18 protein-coding genes and 1 pseudogene are annotated in these 17,364 nt (G+C 52.6%); 4 read left to right on the forward strand and 15 right to left on the reverse strand.

Translation table 11 applies throughout. From position 1 onward, the window contains the following. Positions 1-372: 372 nt before the first annotated feature. Entirely contained in the window at positions 373-2,229 is a 1,857-nt protein-coding gene (gss, locus tag AAYN39_RS08020; protein ID WP_000033690.1) for a bifunctional glutathionylspermidine amidase/synthase, read from the reverse strand. Positions 2,230-2,455: 226 nt separating this feature from the next. Here gss and yghU point away from each other — a divergent pair, with 226 nt between their 5' ends. Continuing rightward, positions 2,456-3,322: a glutathione-dependent disulfide-bond oxidoreductase gene (yghU, locus tag AAYN39_RS08025; protein WP_000774864.1), complete on the forward strand. Its 867-nt coding sequence runs from the start codon at positions 2,456-2,458 to the stop codon at positions 3,320-3,322. A 67-nt stretch (positions 3,323-3,389) separates the two neighbouring features. Here yghU and AAYN39_RS08030 read toward each other — a convergent pair whose 3' ends face one another. The 14 genes and pseudogenes from AAYN39_RS08030 to AAYN39_RS08095 all read right to left on the reverse strand — a co-directional run bounded on the left by AAYN39_RS08030 (position 3,390) and on the right by AAYN39_RS08095 (position 15,368). Further along, the gene (locus AAYN39_RS08030; RefSeq protein ID WP_001681930.1) at positions 3,390-4,100 is read right to left on the reverse strand and encodes a molybdate ABC transporter substrate-binding protein; all 711 of its coding nucleotides are present in this window, start codon (positions 4,098-4,100) and stop codon (positions 3,390-3,392) included. Continuing rightward, on the reverse strand, positions 4,100-5,152 hold the full coding sequence (locus tag AAYN39_RS08035; RefSeq protein WP_001032012.1) for an ABC transporter substrate-binding protein: 1,053 nt from the start codon (positions 5,150-5,152) through the stop codon (positions 4,100-4,102). The genes AAYN39_RS08030 and AAYN39_RS08035 overlap by 1 nt, the downstream gene beginning before the upstream one ends. A gap of 75 nt (positions 5,153-5,227) precedes the next feature. Beyond that, on the reverse strand, positions 5,228-5,476 hold the full coding sequence (gene hybG, locus AAYN39_RS08040) for a hydrogenase maturation factor HybG (RefSeq protein WP_000334887.1): 249 nt from the start codon (positions 5,474-5,476) through the stop codon (positions 5,228-5,230). A 27-nt stretch (positions 5,477-5,503) separates the two neighbouring features. Continuing rightward, a complete protein-coding gene (gene hypA, locus AAYN39_RS08045) occupies positions 5,504-5,845 on the reverse strand; it encodes a hydrogenase maturation nickel metallochaperone HypA (RefSeq protein ID WP_000544945.1) in 342 nt (113 codons plus the stop codon). Next, on the reverse strand, positions 5,838-6,326 hold the full coding sequence (gene hybE, locus AAYN39_RS08050; RefSeq protein WP_000004951.1) for a hydrogenase-2 assembly chaperone: 489 nt from the start codon (positions 6,324-6,326) through the stop codon (positions 5,838-5,840). Before hybE ends, hypA begins: the two co-directional genes overlap by 8 nt. After that, entirely contained in the window at positions 6,319-6,813 is a 495-nt protein-coding gene (locus AAYN39_RS08055) for a HyaD/HybD family hydrogenase maturation endopeptidase (RefSeq protein ID WP_001221964.1), read from the reverse strand. The genes hybE and AAYN39_RS08055 overlap by 8 nt, the downstream gene beginning before the upstream one ends. Next, positions 6,813-8,516, reverse strand: a complete 1,704-nt coding sequence (gene hybC / locus AAYN39_RS08060; protein ID WP_000083046.1) for a hydrogenase 2 large subunit — start codon at positions 8,514-8,516, stop codon at positions 6,813-6,815. Before hybC ends, AAYN39_RS08055 begins: the two co-directional genes overlap by 1 nt. Then, the gene (gene hybB, locus AAYN39_RS08065) at positions 8,513-9,691 is read right to left on the reverse strand and encodes a Ni/Fe-hydrogenase cytochrome b subunit (protein WP_000017676.1); all 1,179 of its coding nucleotides are present in this window, start codon (positions 9,689-9,691) and stop codon (positions 8,513-8,515) included. Before hybB ends, hybC begins: the two co-directional genes overlap by 4 nt. Then, positions 9,681-10,667, reverse strand: a complete 987-nt coding sequence (gene hybA, locus AAYN39_RS08070; RefSeq protein WP_001081721.1) for a hydrogenase 2 operon protein HybA — start codon at positions 10,665-10,667, stop codon at positions 9,681-9,683. Before hybA ends, hybB begins: the two co-directional genes overlap by 11 nt. Positions 10,668-10,669: 2 nt before the next feature. Next, positions 10,670-11,788 (reverse strand): hydrogenase 2 small subunit, encoded by a 1,119-nt coding sequence (gene hybO, locus AAYN39_RS08075; RefSeq protein WP_000145429.1) that lies wholly within the window; start codon positions 11,786-11,788, stop codon positions 10,670-10,672. A gap of 189 nt (positions 11,789-11,977) precedes the next feature. Beyond that, the gene (locus AAYN39_RS08080) at positions 11,978-12,265 is read right to left on the reverse strand and encodes a DUF2623 family protein (protein WP_001059119.1); all 288 of its coding nucleotides are present in this window, start codon (positions 12,263-12,265) and stop codon (positions 11,978-11,980) included. Positions 12,266-12,349: 84 nt separating this feature from the next. Further along, positions 12,350-13,993, reverse strand: a pseudogene (locus AAYN39_RS08085) (methyl-accepting chemotaxis protein). A 306-nt stretch (positions 13,994-14,299) separates the two neighbouring features. Next, the gene (locus AAYN39_RS08090; RefSeq protein ID WP_000439337.1) at positions 14,300-14,794 is read right to left on the reverse strand and encodes a TIGR00645 family protein; all 495 of its coding nucleotides are present in this window, start codon (positions 14,792-14,794) and stop codon (positions 14,300-14,302) included. A gap of 70 nt (positions 14,795-14,864) precedes the next feature. Next, positions 14,865-15,368, reverse strand: coding sequence for an RNA helicase (locus AAYN39_RS08095; RefSeq protein ID WP_001532618.1), 504 nt, complete (start codon positions 15,366-15,368; stop codon positions 14,865-14,867). A gap of 103 nt (positions 15,369-15,471) precedes the next feature. Between AAYN39_RS08095 and AAYN39_RS08100 the strand changes: the two genes are divergently transcribed. The 3 genes from AAYN39_RS08100 to AAYN39_RS08110 all read left to right on the forward strand — a co-directional run bounded on the left by AAYN39_RS08100 (position 15,472) and on the right by AAYN39_RS08110 (position 17,281). Continuing rightward, positions 15,472-15,882, forward strand: coding sequence for a hypothetical protein (locus tag AAYN39_RS08100; RefSeq protein WP_000936453.1), 411 nt, complete (start codon positions 15,472-15,474; stop codon positions 15,880-15,882). After that, entirely contained in the window at positions 15,869-16,273 is a 405-nt protein-coding gene (locus AAYN39_RS08105; protein WP_000665657.1) for a hypothetical protein, read from the forward strand. The genes AAYN39_RS08100 and AAYN39_RS08105 overlap by 14 nt, the downstream gene beginning before the upstream one ends. 123 nt (positions 16,274-16,396) lie before the next feature. After that, positions 16,397-17,281, forward strand: coding sequence for an SDR family oxidoreductase (locus AAYN39_RS08110; protein WP_000019040.1), 885 nt, complete (start codon positions 16,397-16,399; stop codon positions 17,279-17,281). The last annotated feature ends 83 nt before the right edge of the window (positions 17,282-17,364 follow it).

Below are 17,364 nucleotides of genomic sequence, written 5' to 3' on the forward strand. Positions count from 1 at the left end.
ATTGCAGACAGGGTTTAAACGCAAACTTTTGCGATAGAAAAATAACCTAACGTAAACTTTTTATATGACTAATAATGTCATTTGAACTCGTCAATATATTATGCTGTCCGTTTACCAGCCAAACAGGCATGACCGAAATCCAAAGGGATAGGGGCGGCGTAACCAGCCGCAAAAAGTACCGATTAGACGAAAATCAGGAAACGAGTGCGCCAACGCAGCGAGCGTCACCGCCTGCGTTAGAAAAGTTAAGAATAATTTGTGATATTATTTCTCATATGTTACCAGTAAATGGCAAGCTGACAGCCGTTCGTTGGTAAACACAACAGGCGGGATATCGGCGCCAACGCCGATATCCCGACGAGAATGACCCCGTTACGCTTTGATGACGATTAACGGTTCAATATCGCTCTCTTTTTTAATGACTAATGAATCATCGCCGCGCAGGCACGTACCGCCGTAGTTACCGCCCACGGTAAACGTACAGACCTGAATATACTTCCCGGCGACCTTCGGCAGGCACCACAACTGCTGATAGATATTTTTCTGCGTGGCGAACTTGCCGCTGGTTTTATCCAGGAGTTCTTCCTGATGGCTCACCAAATCAATATTACTACCGCAACGTCCGGCAATCGGTTTTACCGCATAGCCGGTCTGCACCAGCTCATCGTTAACGGTAAAATCCGTGTCGAGCAAATAGCGATGATGTGGGAAGAGCGACCACAGGATGGGCAGGATCGCTTTGTTACCCGGGATCACCGTCCACAGCGGTTCAAACACCAACACTTCCGGGCGCAGTAATACATCAATCAGCCGGACTTCATTTTCCGGGTGCCCGGTACGAATAGGCACTGCGGCATACTCCGTCTCGCTGACTTCGCGTATCTGCTCCATTGCCGTTTCCCACGCCCAGGTTTTCCAGACACAATTCACCAGCCGTCCGTCGCCATCGATCAACTGCCCGGCGTCATCCCAGCGCAACTCGCCCAGCCCGCGGAGAATTTTGCTCGCGAAACCGGCCTGATGCAGCGCCTGCTGCATAAACTGCGCGTGATAGTCCTCCTCGATATCATCATCCTGCATGATATGGACGAAAGGACGCGCTTTACTGTGTTTCCAGGCGCCTGCCAGCTCGTTAATTAAGCCCTCCGCCGGGTTATGCCCTTTACCGGTATAGCCCTGCTCAGCCCATTTTTCGAGAATTAATCCCGCTTCGGTATGGCATGATGCGGAATCGGCATTGTATTCATAGACTTTCAGCCCGCGTTCATCCATGCAGAAATCCATACGACCGGTGATCATATGGTGACGACGGCGCTGCCAGGAGAGACGCAGGCGCGGCCAAAGAATTTTGGGGATATCGAATAGCGCCAGCAGATTATCGTCTTTTAAAACTTTGTCCGTGGCGTGCAGGTACATCAAATGCAACTCATTGGTCGCTTTGATAAGCTCCTGTTCGGCGCTCTCGGTGATGGTAAAATACTGGTACGGGTCCTGATTGATAACGTGTCCGTTCGCCTGTACATAGGCTTTTTGTAACGGATCGCGCTCATCCAGCCACTGACCGTCAAACTGACCTTTCTCTGGCAGCCTTGCGCCGCGAATCGCCAGCGACTGATTCGCGATGTCAGGCTGTGACAAACTGTATTGCGTGTCGTCGGTCTGGATCATCCAGCCTAAAATCGTCGTGTCATCAAAGGTGTCGCGCAGGGTGTAACACCCGTTTTCTACGACCATTTCCAGTTCGCGAGTCCACTGCTGCCCTGGCGGCAATGGCGTGTGGATAACGTTTTGCTCAGCAATGCGAATTTTGTTATCCAGGAGTTGGGTGATAATCGCGACGTGCCCGGTTTCGTTAAACTCGCCGCCCTTTTGCCAGATGAGCAACGCCCCGGCCTCCGGCGCGCGCGGCGAACCGTTCGGGAAGGCCTGCAAAGGCAAAATATTGTCATTCACGACCTCGCGCAGAAAACGCAGCGAGAAAATTTCCCAGGCCATGCCGACGTCAGTAAAAACAACGCCATAATTCAGAAAGAGAAAACGGCGGGCAAATTCCACGCACTGCCATTTATGCCCCATGTATTCATCGTCGATGTAGCTACGAAAAGCTGCGTCGTCGTCGTCCCACGGATCGAGGGAATTGTAATCTGAAGAGTAGATCGCTACGCCGCCGGGGGCGTAACCCAATAATGTCCCGAAGGGGGCATCCTGACTGGTGGTTCCTTTGCTCATGCACTTACCTCAAAACAAGACCGCCTGAGCAGCCTGGCGTGATTTCGCTCTGATTGTCTGCTCTGTGACACTAACCGGACAGAGGTCGACATAATCATACACCTCAATAAGGCACACTGAGGCCAGAAGGTTAAAATTTCACTCGTCGGAATGTCCCAATCGGTTAAATGTCCGGTTAGCAAGCTGCTACACTGCTTCAACACCACCACTGTGAAGGCAGGTCAATATGGCAGATAATACTTATCAACCCGCAAAAGTCTGGACGTGGGATAAATCCGGCAGCGGCGCGTTCGCTAACATTAATCGCCCGGTTTCCGGCCCGACGCACGACAAAACGCTGCCCGTCGGCAAACATCCGTTACAGCTCTATTCGCTGGGGACGCCTAACGGCCAGAAAGTGACCATTATGCTGGAAGAACTCCTGGCGCTGGGCGTGACCGGCGCCGAATATGACGCCTGGTTGATTCGCATCGGCGAGGGCGATCAGTTCTCCAGCGGCTTTGTTGACATCAATCCGAACTCAAAAATTCCGGCGCTGCGCGATAACTCATACAACCCGCCGATTCGGGTTTTTGAGTCGGGCGCAATTCTTGTTTATCTGGCGGATAAGTTTGGCCATTTCCTGCCGCAGGATCTGGCTAAGCGCACAGAAACCCTTAACTGGTTGTTCTGGCTACAGGGCGCGGCGCCGTTCCTCGGCGGCGGTTTCGGTCACTTCTATCATTATGCGCCGGTAAAAATTGAGTACGCCATTAATCGCTTCACCATGGAAGCCAAGCGTCTGCTGGACGTGCTGGATAAGCAGTTAGCTCACCACCCGTATGTCGCGGGAGAAGAGTACACTATTGCCGATATGGCCATCTGGCCGTGGTTCGGCAACGTGGTGCTGGGGAATGTCTATGATGCAGCGGAGTTTCTGGATGCCGGAAGTTATCAAAACGTACAACGCTGGGCGAAACAGGTAGCCGAACGTCCGGCGGTAAAGCGGGGGCGCATTGTCAACCGGACCAACGGCCCATTGAACGAACGGCTTCATGAACGCCATGACGCCAGCGACTTCGAAAACCATACCGAAGATAAACGTCAAAGTTAAACCATAATGCCGGATGAGGTAGTAATGTCGTCATCCGGCATGGTATTCCCTGCTGACGCTTCGCTTATCAGTTCTGCGAGTGCGTCATATGCGGCGCTTCACTAAACCCATGTTGCATGAGAATCAACCTCGCCCGTGCTGACAGTAAAAAGTCGGCAAGCGTTTTTCCCTGCTCGCTCAGGCAGGCAAAGCCATATTCAGCCACGGGATTATAAGGTTCCGGGATATCAACCACTCGCAGCGAATTAACCTGCCGTAGCCTGGGAGCATAGCTGGCATAGCCGATAAAGATATCGGTGTAATCATGATTGATGAGCCATTCCGCCGCCAGCCGGCCCGCCGGTAACGGCAAAGTCTGTCTGCCGCCAACCAGCGCTACCGCGCGTTTTCGGATCGCTTCGCCCTCCTTGCCCATCCGCGAAAAAAGCTGCTGCGTATAATCGCCGGAAGGATCGCAACCTGCTGTTGAGGTGCCGATCCGCAGATCCCGCCGGGTTAATAGCGACAGCCAGTCCTCGCCTTCACGCATCGCCTGTGCCCGCACGCTCAGACACAAACGGTTCGTCGTAAAAGGCGCGACCCGCAGTGCCCGCCCGCTTTCCAGCAGCGCCTGCGGATGCGCCAGGTTCGCCGAAGCAAAAAAGTCGCATGCTTCGCCCGCTTCGATGCGTTCACGTAACAGCCCCGCCGGACCGAAATCACATACCGCATCCGCCTGAAACGCCGTCATTAGCTGCGGCCAGACGACGCGCAAGCTCCCCGCAGCCAGTATTCGCATCACTGTACGCCCTGATAGTCAGTACGGTAAAAACGTTGATACCAGTCGTTAGCGGCCTTTTGCATGTCAATATCGTGGAATTTTTCCGGATAGAGTTTTTTCGCCATCCATAGTTCGCCGATTCCCACCGCCTCCGGCATCGGATATCCCCAGGCTTTGGCATAATCCGGCATCAGGTAAACCCGATGATGCTTCACCGCGTCAATGACCTGCCACTGGGGATTGTGCAGGATCTCATTGACGACCTTTGGATAGCGATTCTGGACAAAGATTACTTGTGGATCCCAGGCGATCACCTGCTCCATTGTCACCTGCTTAAAGCCTTTCGCCGAGGATGCCGCTACATTCAGCGCCCCCGCATGGGCCATCATCAGACCGGTGTATTTACCGGAACCGTAGGTGGTCAGCTCCGGATTCGCCATATAGGCGCGAACTCGCTCATTTTCAGGAACCGACTGCAAACGGTCGCTGACCATCTTGCGACCTTTATTCATCGCCTCAATCAGCGCTTTCGCCTCCTGCGGTTTATTGACGATATCGCCAATCAGCGTTATTCCTTCACGCAGCCCGCGATTATAAGCCTGCTCTTCATCGGCCAGGGTCGGGTTCATTTTAGCCTGCTCGCCAGCAACATCATGGCGCAGCGAAATCGCCACCACCGGAATGCCAAGACGGCTGATCTTGTCGATCATCTCCTGCGGAGCGTAATTCGTGACAAACACCACCTGCGGGCGCAGCGCCACCAGTTTTTCAGGATCAACGTGCGTTAGATCGCCCAGCGAGGCTTTTTGCGCCAGTTCCGGCGCCAGACGCGCATAGCCGTCGCCTAATTGCTGTTTCCAGTTCGCCATGACCCCAACGATTTTGTCAGTGGCATTCATCTGTACAAGGAGATTGAGCGTTTGATGCTGGAGCACCACCACTCTGTCGAGGGTATCGGGAACCGTGACCTGGCGGCCAAGTTGATCGGTAAAAGTACGCGCCGCCTGTGACATTAACGGCCAGCAAAAAAGCAACGCCAGCAGAGAGAGCTGGCGCAAAAATTTATTCATAGGTTTCGCCCCACAATCGATATATAAATAATTATACAACGATTATAGAGCGATATAATAGAGGTGATTAAGGGATCACGCGCTGGTGATGTCGTACTCCATGCGGCGCAGCGCATCTAACGTGGCTTTCGCTTCGTCTTCGTCAATGATGCTCATCGCAAAACCAACGTGTACCAATACCCATTGCCCTATCAGATCGGCTGGCTTACCTTCACAAATCAGAGCAATATTGACATCACGTTTGATGCCACACACTTCCACCTGCGCAAGCTGGTGAATATCATCTCCGACGGCCAGCACCTGACCGGGGACGCCAATACACATAATTAACCACCTGAAATAAAATGCGGGTTATTCGACCTCAATACTTTTTACTTTCAACGAATCGCCGGTATCCACCCGCAGGCGATCGCCATGACAATGCGGACATTGCGCGTCATGCCTGAGAATTTCCACCACCTGACTGCAATCCCAGCACCAGGCCTGGGCCGGTCTGTAGTCGATGTGCAATTCGCACCCTTGCGCTAAAGTCCCCTGGCAGGCGATGTCAAAGCTGAAACGAACCGCGCGCTCTTCAACGCACGAAAGCGCGCCTATCTCCAGCCATACGCCGGTGACGCGCGCCACGCCGTGCTGTTCTGCCTGCTGCTGAATAATTTCAACGGCGCTTTGGCAAAGAGACAGCTCATGCATTCTCACAGCTCCGACGGCCAAACAGCAACGCACGCCGGCTTGTCTGCGGCGCATCAGGATTGCTTACCGGCAGGGATAACAGCATCCGCGCGCAGTCATCCGCCAGCCGGACGCCCTCTTCCGGCGACAGGCTACGGGAAAGCGGCGACATCAACGAGCAGGCAAGATATTGTGAAACGCCTTCCAGTTCGCCAACGGTAAAGGTCATCGTGCCATAAGGCAGTTGCAGACCGAGTTTTTCACCGACGGTACGCCCGGGCCAGATCTGGTCCGGGCCAGGGAAGATTAATGCGCTTAACATCCACGGCGTAATTACCGTGCCCGTCCATTGTCCTTCAAACAACGTAAAATCAGAGACATGCACAGGCATAGTCGGATGCAGAAACGAAAGATCGTGCATCGAACGATGGGCTATCTCTTCAAACGCCGCCTGAACCCGGGCGACGGGCGCCGTGTCGAATCCGGAAAACGTTTCAGACATGCGCCGTCTCCTTAGGAATTGCTTCGACGCCGGATTCACGCAGCGCAGCAAGAACCTGCTCAAGCGCAGGTTCAATCATCGCCTCGACGGTTGGCGTTAAGCCGATGTGCGGTTCCAGCGACTGTGGAATAACGCCGACCAGGGTCAACTTCTTCGGAAACTCGCCGGTAAAGCGGAGGGCCGACAATACGTCGGCCAGTCCAAGCTGATGGGGGGAGATTTTGTTGGTGAACAGCGCCGGAACTTCATCGTCGCGCAGTACCATAATGGTTCCCGGCGCGTTCTTTTTCGACACGATGGCGTCGGCAATGATCAAATGATCCCGATTCGCCATATCGCCAAGAAGTTCCATTCCCGCCGTACCGCCATCCAGAATCTCAACGAAATCCGACAGGGTGTATCGTTGCTCTAACGCTTCAACAATACGTACCCCGATGGCTTCATCGGTCAGCAAAATATTGCCGACCCCTAAGACTAATATCCGCATTACAAAACCTTCACCGAGACCACTTCATTGCCATCGGCGTCCACCACGTGCACCGCGCACGCCATGCAAGGGTCGAAGGAGTGGATGGTACGTACCACTTCCAGCGGCTTCGCCGGATCGGCGATCGGCGTACCGACCAGCGACTGTTCGTACGGCCCCACGTCATCGTTGAAGTTACGCGGACCTGAGTTCCAGGTCGATGGCACCACTGCCTGATAGTTACTGATAATACCGTCTTTAATCACCATCCAGTGAGACAGCATACCGCGCGGCGCCTCCAGGAAGCCCACGCCTTTGAACTCGCCCGTCGCCTGAATGTTCGGCTTCACAAACGTGGTGTAATCGCCTTTGCCGATATTTACAATCAGCGCGTTGTATTGATCCTGCAATACGTTTTGCAGTTCACAACAGTGAACGGTACGCCCGATGATACGACCCAGCGTAGAGTGAAGTTGCGCCATTTCCAGCGTTTTGCCGGTCAGCTTCTGATAAAGCGCAATGATTTCATTGAGCTTGGTCTGCGTGGATTCACGACCTGCGGCCAGTTTACATAGCATGTTCGCCAGCGGCCCGACTTCGACGGTTTTGCCGTAGAATGTCGGCGACTTGACCCATGAGTATTTACCGTCATCCGACCAACCGTCGTAAGCCGGAATCGTGGTGCCTTCCCACGGCGCCTGCGGCGCTTCATCTTTATACCAGGCGTGCTTCGCGCTCTCCTGAATACCTTTAATCAGGAATTCATCGGAGTGAGAGGTGATCGGACGGTATGTCGACAGATCGGCATTGGTAATGTAACCGCCCGGGAACAGGAAACTGCCGTTTTTACCGTCGGTCGGGAATTCCGGCGCGCTCAGGTAGTTCACCGCGCCTTTGCCGCGCTCCAGCCATTCCGGATAGTAGGCCGCGATGACTGCGGTATCCACTTTATACACCTGCTCGACAAAATCGCTCAGCTTATCGATAAACGATTTGATGTACATCAGGCGTTCAAGGTTCAACGTACCGATGCTGTCGAGATTGATCGGGTTCGCCACCCCACCGACCGCCAGGTTCTGGATATGCGGCGATTTACCGCCCAGCAACGCCACCACGCGGTTAGCGTCACGCTGACATTCCAGCGCCTGCAGATAGTGGGCGACCGCAATCAGGTTGACCTCCGGCGGTAACTGCATTGCCGGGTGCCCCCAGTAGCCATTGGCGAAAATACCTAACTGACCGCTAGCGACAAGATCCTTGATCTTGTTCTGAACTTTCGTGAACTCTTGCGCGCTGTTCAGGTGCCAGCTCGACACGCCATCCAGCATCGCAGAAGCTTTTTCCGGATCGGCTTTCAGCGCAGAGGTAATGTCCACCCAGTCCAGCGCAGAGAGCTGGTAGAAATGGACAATGTGGTCATGGGTGGTATGCGCCGCCAGAATAATATTACGGATATACTGCGCGTTGACGGGAACATCAATATTCAGCGCGCTTTCCGCCGCACGAACGGAGGAGATCGCGTGAGTTGTCGTACAAACGCCGCAAATACGTTGCACAATCATCCACGCATCGCGCGGATCGCGGTTCTTCACGATCTCTTCCATACCGCGCCACATGGTGCCGGACGCCCATGCTTTGGATACGACGCCGTTCTCAATTTCGCAGTCAATGCGTAAATGACCCTCAATACGGGTTACCGGATCAATAGTAATTCTCTGGCTCATGCTTTGCTCGCCTCATGACGATTATGATCGTTTTGTTTTAAAGGAGGAAGTATCGGCAGTAGACGAATGAGTACGATGTATGCACAAATCTCAATAGCCACAAAACCAATAGAAATCAACAATTCTTCCCAGGTTGGGAAGTAGTGGTAGCCGCCACCCGGGTTGAATGCCACCAGCGAATAGGTCAGACGCCACGTCGCGCAACCCAACAGCGCGCTCAGCGCCGACAGGTACAGCATACGAGAGTCATTACGCAGTTTCGCCACACGCAGCACCACTAACGGGAAGACCATCAGGACGACTTCAATCCAGAACATAGCGGAGTAAAAATCGCCGGCAAACGCATAGGACAGCTTGTCGCGATAAATCAGTTCGCCAAAGCGCAGGACGACGAAAATCGCCAGCAGCACGCTGATGGTATTCGTCAGCTTAACAAACAAATTTTTCTCATCCGGACCGTTTCCTTTCAGGCCTGCCTGAACCAGCGCCCCCTCAAATATGACAATGGAGAAGCCCATGATAAACGCGGTCAGAACCGAGAACAGCGGCAGCATTTCATAGCTTTGCCATAGCGGATGCACTTTATAGCCCGCCGAGATCATCAATGACCCCATTGAGGACTGGTGCATCGTCGGCAGCAGCGCGCCCAGCGCGATAATAAAGAACATCACCTTATTCAGACGCTTGAGCGACACTTTCCAGCCCAGACGTTCAAACAAGGCAGGCGCAAACTCCAGCGCCATCACGCCGATGTAGATGGTCATACAGACCGCCGTCTCAAACAGTACCGAGTTCACGTTGAAGTGACCTGGAATGTAGAAGTACGGCAGGTTCCAGTAACGACCGACGTCGATAGTGATCGACAGGCCGCCCAGCGAGTAACCAAACAAGCTTGCCAGCAATGCCGGGCGCACCAACGGATGGTATTGCCCACGGTTAAAGACATACACCGCCCATGCCAACGCCCAACCGCCGCAGGCAAAGCCGGTGCCGATCAACAGGTCAAAGGCAATCCAGACGCCCCACGGGAAACCGCCGTTCAGGTCGGAAACGGAGCCCAACCCGAAGACCAGACGCTTCACGATAAGGAGCATACACAGGACGATTAACGGTCCAAAAATAATGACCGGTTTACTGATGATTTTTCCGCCCAGCGGTTTTGGATCATGACTCATGATCGTCTCCTCCATCGTGATGGTCGTTTTTGCTATTACGACGAACCAGCACGGTTAAGCCCGCCAGCGCAGCCAGGGGTAGTATCATGCCTTTATAAAGCGTGTGTTGAACATGCTCGGAGCGCGCTCCGGTTGAAAGGTCATCCAGCTTCGGCAGATCCAAATCTTCATAAGGAACGCCTGTCAGCACCAGCACCTGAGTACCACCGCCCTCTTTTTCACCGTAGAGGTGTGGGTAGTATTTAGGCACCGTATGCAGATAGGTGTCGTCCGTTTTCAACGTCTGGCGCGGATAGTGATATTCACTGCCTGGTTTGAGGGCCAGACGTTTTTTCGCTTCCGCCATTAGCTCTTCACGAGTACCGAAAATGACGGCCCCTGCCGGACAAACTTCCACACACCCAGGCAAACCGCCTTTATCCAGACGCTCAACGCCTTTCTGGTTACACAACTCACACTTGTGAAGCGCGCCAAACGGGTTGTTGTAGTCGTACTTAGGTACGTTGTACGGACAGGCGACCATACAGTAACGGCAGCCGGTGCAGACATCTTTGTCATAGTGGACGATGCCGGTTTTCGGATCTTTTTTCAGCGCCGACACCGGACAAACGGAAACGCAGTTAGGATCGACGCAGTGCATACACTGTTTCTTGATGTAGGCATAGCCGTTCTCTTCCTGATCTTTGTTCACGCCCGTGCCGCTACGCCATACCTGGATAATGTTATTGGTATACGGCGACAGTTTGTCGTTGTTCGACCAGGTCTGCTCCCCTTCCGGGTTACGCGCCGGGAAGTTGATATCCTGACACTTTGTGACGCAGGCCTGACAGCCCACGCACAGAGTGGAGTCATACAGCATGCCCAGCGAACCTGGAATTGGCGGACGGTTTTCTGCAGCCGCATGGCTGACAGACGGCGCGGCGCCCAACAGCAATGCTCCACCGGAGGCTGCTTTAATAAAGTCACGTCTGTTCACGGTTATTCTCCCCGTGAGTCAGCGTTATCTTTCTTTTGCTGACGCCCCAGTTCACGTACCGCCATCACGCTGACGCCGGCAACCAGACCGACTACGCCGCCAAGCAGACCGACAGCGCCCGCAGAGATATTGCCGCCTTCTTTCATATTGACGTCAGGTTTCTCTGAACGCGGAGTTTGGTTTTCGACATGAGCAAGCTGGTGAATGCCCTTATGGAAGCCGATACCTTCTTCGTTACAGCCATAGCAAGGATGACCGATCGCCACTGGCCAGACGCCGCCAACGTCACAGAACTGTAATGTAGAACAGTTGCCCCAGGTTTCCGGCCCTTTACAGCCAAGATGGTAGAGGCACCAGCCCTGACGGTGGCCTTCGTCGCCAAATTCTTTGGCAAAACGGCCTGCGTCGAAGTGTGGACGACGTTCGCAATGCTCATGGATCAGACGGCCATAGGCAAAGGTTGGACGATTTTTCGCATCCAGCTTCGGCGGCGTGCCGTAAGTGATGATATGCGCGACGGTCGCCAGGAAGTTATGCGGGTTTGGCGGACAACCTGGAATATTGATAACCGTTTTGCCCGGTAAGACTTCCTGCAGACTGACAGCGCCGGTTGGGTTTACGCCAGCCGCAGCAACGCCGCCCCATGCCGAGCAGGAACCGATAGCGATAATCGCGGCTGCGCCGTCGGCGGCTTTGCGGATGTGATCCACGATCGGCTCGCCGGCAACCATGCAGTAGATACCGTTATCTTTTAGTGGGATAGAACCATCCACCACCAGAACATATTGCCCTTTATACTTCTCCAGAGCGTTATGTTTGTTTTCTTCGACCTGGTGACCGAATGCGGCGGAAAGTACCTCGTGGTATTCCAGAGAGATAGTCTCCAGAACGAGGTTTTCAACGGTTGGGTGTGTAGCACGAAGCAGTGATTCGGTACAACCGGTACACTCCTGAGCGCCAATCCAGATAACGGGCGGACGCTGTGGATTGGATACCGATTCTGCCATTTCTGCGGCGGCTTTGCTACTGAGCCCCATAGTAGCGGCCAGTGCTGCACAAAGCTTCATGAAATCACGACGGTTAATGCCGTGAGAAGTGATGAGAGTATTATCTCCAGTCATTTTATAGTTATTCCGTTACGAAGACCTAGCTTTTATTTTGCACTGTTCGCGAAGAAGTTATTGCGATCGGTACGCCATTTACCACACTTTTTTTATGGTTATGTGCGCCATAATACTTCGACGGAACAGTAAAACGAAGGGAAGAGGCGATAGTGTAATTAATTAAAGCAAGATAATACCCCTGTTGGATCAACCTTCGAGTCGATAACCAGCCATAAAGAAGCGAACCGCCATCCCGGAATGATTCTCTTTAAAGAAATCCATCACCATTTCTTTATCCAGACCATAGCGACGCGTCAGAATTCCGGCCTCCCACGCGCTAAGTTGACGATCGCCGGTCTTTTCGAACATACGGTGTGTAAAACCCAATACAAAGCCACGTTTATACTCAGAACAGAAATTCACCGCATGATGCGCGCTATATGCATATGGCGCGTGCAACCCGGCCATTAACCCTTTCCCAAAATGATTATTCATCTGACCTCCTTAGTCGCTATATAATAAATTATATAGCAACTGGTTAAATGAAGGCCAGCGCATTACGCGCTTTTTTGCTTCACATCAGAAGGCAACCCATTCATCAGTAGACTGTGCGGGAGCCGACGCCATTCTCTGAACGCCAGGCGCCGCTTTCGTCGTTACGCGTTGTTGCGGCTCACTAGCGGAAAGCCGGAACTGCTGTACGGAGCGTTGCAAATCCTCCGTCTGCCGTTCCAGCGCCGCCGCCGCGGCGGAAACCTGCTCAACCAGCGCGGCGTTTTGTTGCGTAACGCTATCCATTTGCGTGATCGCCACGCCAACCTGAGAGATACCTTTACTCTGCTCTTCGGAGGCGGACGCGATCTGTTTCATAATCGTCGTCACTTCCGTGACGCCGCGCAGGATGGCGTCCATCGTCGCGCCGGTCTCCTAGACCAACTGCGCGCCCTGCGCTACGCGACGTGCCGATTCGCCAATTAAAGCTTCAATTTCTTTCGCCGCCCCCGCGCTGCGGCTGGCCAGGTTACGTACCTCACCGGCGACCACCGCGAAGCCGCGTCCCTGCTCGCCCGCTCTGGCCGCTTCTACCGCTGCGTTCAAGGCCAGAATATTGGTCTGGAAAGCAATACTATTAATCACGGTAGTAATTTCGGCGATCTGCTGCGAACTGGCGGAAATACCGTTCATTGTTTCTACCACATCGGAAACCAGTTCACCGCCTTTTCCTGCCGTTAGCGAGGCGGCATCCGCAAGCTGACTCGCCTGGCGAGCGTGTTCGGCGTTCATTTTTACCGTTGCGGTAAGCTGTTCCATGCTGGCGGCAGTTTCTTCCAGCGCGACGGCCTGTTCTTCCGTTCGGGAAGAGAGATCGTTATTACCGGTAGAAATTTCCGTCGCGCCGCGCCAGATATTGTCGCTTCCGGCGCGGATCGTACTGACGGCTTCGCGTAAACTGTCCTGCATCGCGCGCAGTAGCGGCACCAACCGGCCTACGCAGTTACGCCCCAACGCTTCAATCGGCTGGCTAAGATCGCCTTGCGCGATACGCTGAAACTGCTGACGGATGCGCTCCAGCGGTTTCACCATCATTGCAACCAAATAGCGATCGGTAAAAATCAGGATGGCAATGCCCAGAATCACCGCCGTAATAAGCAGGATGCGGATGGTATAGGTTTTACCATCGACCATCACACGGGTGTTATCCAGCATGGCGCCAGCTTCATGATTAAACCGTTCCGCGCTGGCGCCGAACGCGCGGCTAAGTGCAGGCGTGACCGTACTGGCATGTTCGCTCCAGGCGGTCAGCGATCCTTGCTGCGCCAGTTGCATTTGAGGAATGACGCCTTTCTCCAGCAAGGCCTGCCAGTTGGACAACACCGCCCTTGAGATATCAGGGTTCATCGGCCCTGGCGATAGCGCTTTCATCTCCTCCAGCTTCTGACGCATATTCTCGAGCGACTGCCGGGCGGGCGCAAAATCGGGCGTGCCGCCGCCGATTTTTACATCCATCGCGCGGCTAAGGCGGGTAACAAAGCGGAAATATTGATCGTTACCCTGGCTTAGCACCGTCATTTGCCGCACAAGATGCCGGTCAATATCATTTCCTTCCGAAACTTCGGATAAAGCATGGACGCTGTATAAACCCACCCCCGACCAGAGTAGACAAAAAAGTCCCAGTATCGTCAGCATGACCATACGAATAGTAAAGTTTTGCAGCAAACGCATATGAATTTCCTTGCTGAATATAAGAGATTAGTCATCAGACGATGACGCACTCTCGTTATCGGCAAGGCGCGGAGAATATATAATGCATTCTCCATTTTTTTACAGTTATCGCCGTTTACGTACCCGTAGATGTTATATATCTGTGAACGCAGAGAAAATCTTTCAGTGTTATTACTGAGTAAATGAATAGATGTAGTAAAAATATTGCGTAAGGCTGCAGGGAGACGGTTATCCACCGTTAAAGAAGCGCTGTTTTACAGCCGGGCTCAGCGTCCTTTGCCCGACTGCCCCGCCGTGGACGGCGGCTCAATGGTTATGTCGCGTCAATCTGTCCAGATAGCCCATCACGAACGCCGACAGGACAAAGGTCAGATGGATGATGACATACCACATTAATTTGTTATCCGGGACGTTTCTCGCATCCATAAACACGCGTAACAGGTGAATGGAAGAGATAGCAACTATCGATGCCGCCACCTTATTTTTTAGCGACGTCGCATCCATTTTCCCCAGCCAGTTCAGCTTCTCCTTGCCCGCAGAGATATCCAGCTGAGAGACAAAGTTTTCATACCCGGAGAACATGACCATTACCAGCAACCCGCCGACCAGCGTCATATCAACCAGCGATAACAGCACCAGGATCAGATCGGCCTCCGCCAGGGCAAAAACGTTCGGCAGAACGTGTAGAATTTCCTGGAAAAATTTTAGCGCTAAAGCGATCAGCGCCAAAGAGAGGCCAAAATACACCGGCGCGAGCAGCCAGCGAGACGCATACATTACATTTTCAAGAAAGCGTTCCATAGGGACCTGTCAGGTAACTAAAACCAGCAACAGTATATCTCAACCATACAACATCAGATCAACATGTCAGTTAAATCTCATCCGGTTTAACCTGTGGGCGCTGATATTCCGGCCATACCAGCGCGACCAACGCCGGGTAGGCTTCAAGACTGAACTCACGAAAACACTGGCGTAAATTAAGGACGTCCAAATCCGAATACGGCACCTTTTCTCCGTTCAGACAACGCTTCTTTATATTGTCGTAATACTTATAAACGGCAGAGTTAAGGTCGCTGCAACGACGCTGTGCGTCAAATAATCCAGGCGTTTCATTCAACTCAGTCATTGTCATTCGTTTTATCGTTGCATGAAGGAAATCGATATATTCATGGTTAACGCGCCAGTACCATACCGGCGTTATCGAATTCATTAATACTGAGAAATGATCTTCGCCCTCTTCCTTTGTCATGGGTTCAGTTTGATTTAAATTTACGGTTTTTCCACCAGGACGTTTTTTATTAACCTCCCACATCAGGAAGAGTATCGCGCCGGTCAGTAATAGCAATATAATAACAGAATAAAAAATACTGTTCATAGCAGGCTCCATTTTTTTTGATTTTAAAATTACACCATGTTATTGTCAACGAAACCTACACTATTAAAAATAGTATACCACTGATCGTAAAGGATATTTAGTCATGCTTCCTGAGCATCTGGTTTCCTCTCATTTTCGCCTGTCATCGCCGCCCCCTGAAGCCACAGAAAACAGTAAAAATTTGTCTCAGGGAAAGACAAAACTCAGCGATTACGAGCCCGATATTTTAATTTGCGCTAACGCAACCGGGCAACACAGAAACGTATTATTTGAAGAACGCGACCGTCATATTAAAGAACGTCTGTATTGTGTGGCTAAAATTGAAACGTTTGCCCGCCTGATAAACGCACTACAGGCAGAAGGCGATATTGATGCCCAAACGCTAAGTAAAATACTGGCGGATAAAACCGCAATGATAAATGAAAAAGGTAATGCCATTTGGCTTAATTTAATCACTCGCGAAACCAATATGCCGCTATTTTATTCACTGGAAGATAAAGATGAAAGAAGTTGAAGACAATAACGTTTATTTGGCTTTAGACAACCATAAAAGTGATGAATTTATCTTAAAGCAAAATCTTGCAGCGCTAATCGCCAGTAAAAATGCCACTCTGGAAAAGGTAACGCAGGAAGTGGTATCCATACCGGCGGCGTTAGTGCGCCTGAAGTGGCAAAACCGACGAGAGATGTATGCGTTACAGGTCAAAGAGGAGATTTATGGCGCGACCATCAATGCTATTATCGAGCAGCATCCTGAATTACGAGACAAAATTATGTCTCGTCTTGAAAGTGACTGGCAGCATCTGCTGGCTCGCGAGACGGCAACCTTACGTCTGACGCGTAAGCTTTCCGATGGCGACTACCGGACGCGCAACGTCACCACAGTCGCACGGCAAGAAAAATAACCTTCATAGCTAGTTAACTCTGTTGTGAATACGGGCGAAGCATAAGGATCGTTCTGATTCTCCCTCTTACGGTAGTAAAAGTGTCTACGCTTAAAGGGTGTTCAACCTGAAGGGAGAAGCTCAATGTCTCATCTATACGACCCTACCACGCAGTATTACACCGGCGAGTATCCTAAGCAAAAACAGCCGGCGCCCGGCGTCCAGGCGAAAATGACGCCTGTTCCTGACTGTGGTGAAAAAAGTTATGTCGGCAGTGGTCGCCTTAAAGATCGTAAGGCGCTGGTGACAGGGGGCGACTCCGGGATTGGGCGCGCTGCCGCTATCGCTTACGCGCGTGAAGGCACAGATGTCGCGATCAACTATCTGCCAGCGGAAGAAGAGGACGCCCAGCAGGTTAAAGCGCTGATTGAGGAGTGCGGCCGTAAAGCGGTGTTATTGCCGGGCGATCTTAGCGACGAATCTTTCGCCCGTTCGCTGGTCCATAAGGCGCGCGAAGCGCTGGGCGGGCTGGACATTCTGGCGCTGGTAGCCGGTAAACAGACGGCAATCCCGGAGATAAAAGATCTAACCAGCGAGCAATTTCAGCAAACCTTCGCCGTTAACGTTTTTGCCCTGTTCTGGATAACCCAGGAAGCGATTCCGCTGCTGCCAAAAGGCGCCAGTATTATCACAACGTCGTCTATCCAGGCCTATCAGCCCAGTCCGCACCTGCTGGATTATGCGGCAACCAAGGCGGCAATCCTTAATTACAGCCGCGGCCTGGCGAAACAGGTGGCGGAAAAAGGAATTCGCGTGAATATTGTCGCGCCTGGCCCTATCTGGACAGCGCTGCAAATTTCCGGCGGCCAAACACAGGATAAAATTCCGCAGTTTGGCCAGCAGACGCCAATGAAGCGGGCCGGTCAACCGGCAGAGCTGGCGCCGGTGTATGTCTATCTGGCAAGCCAGGAATCAAGTTACGTTACCGCAGAAGTGCACGGCGTGTGCGGCGGGGAACATTTAGGCTAACGCATGAAGTCGATTAAGGTGGCGCAATTCTGTTAAGCAAGGCGCCATCTTAGGCAATAAAAAAGCCGGGTGGCGACTTCGCC

Source organism: Salmonella sp. K21076 (assembly GCF_039650795.1).
GTDB lineage: Bacteria > Pseudomonadota > Gammaproteobacteria > Enterobacterales > Enterobacteriaceae > Salmonella > Salmonella enterica.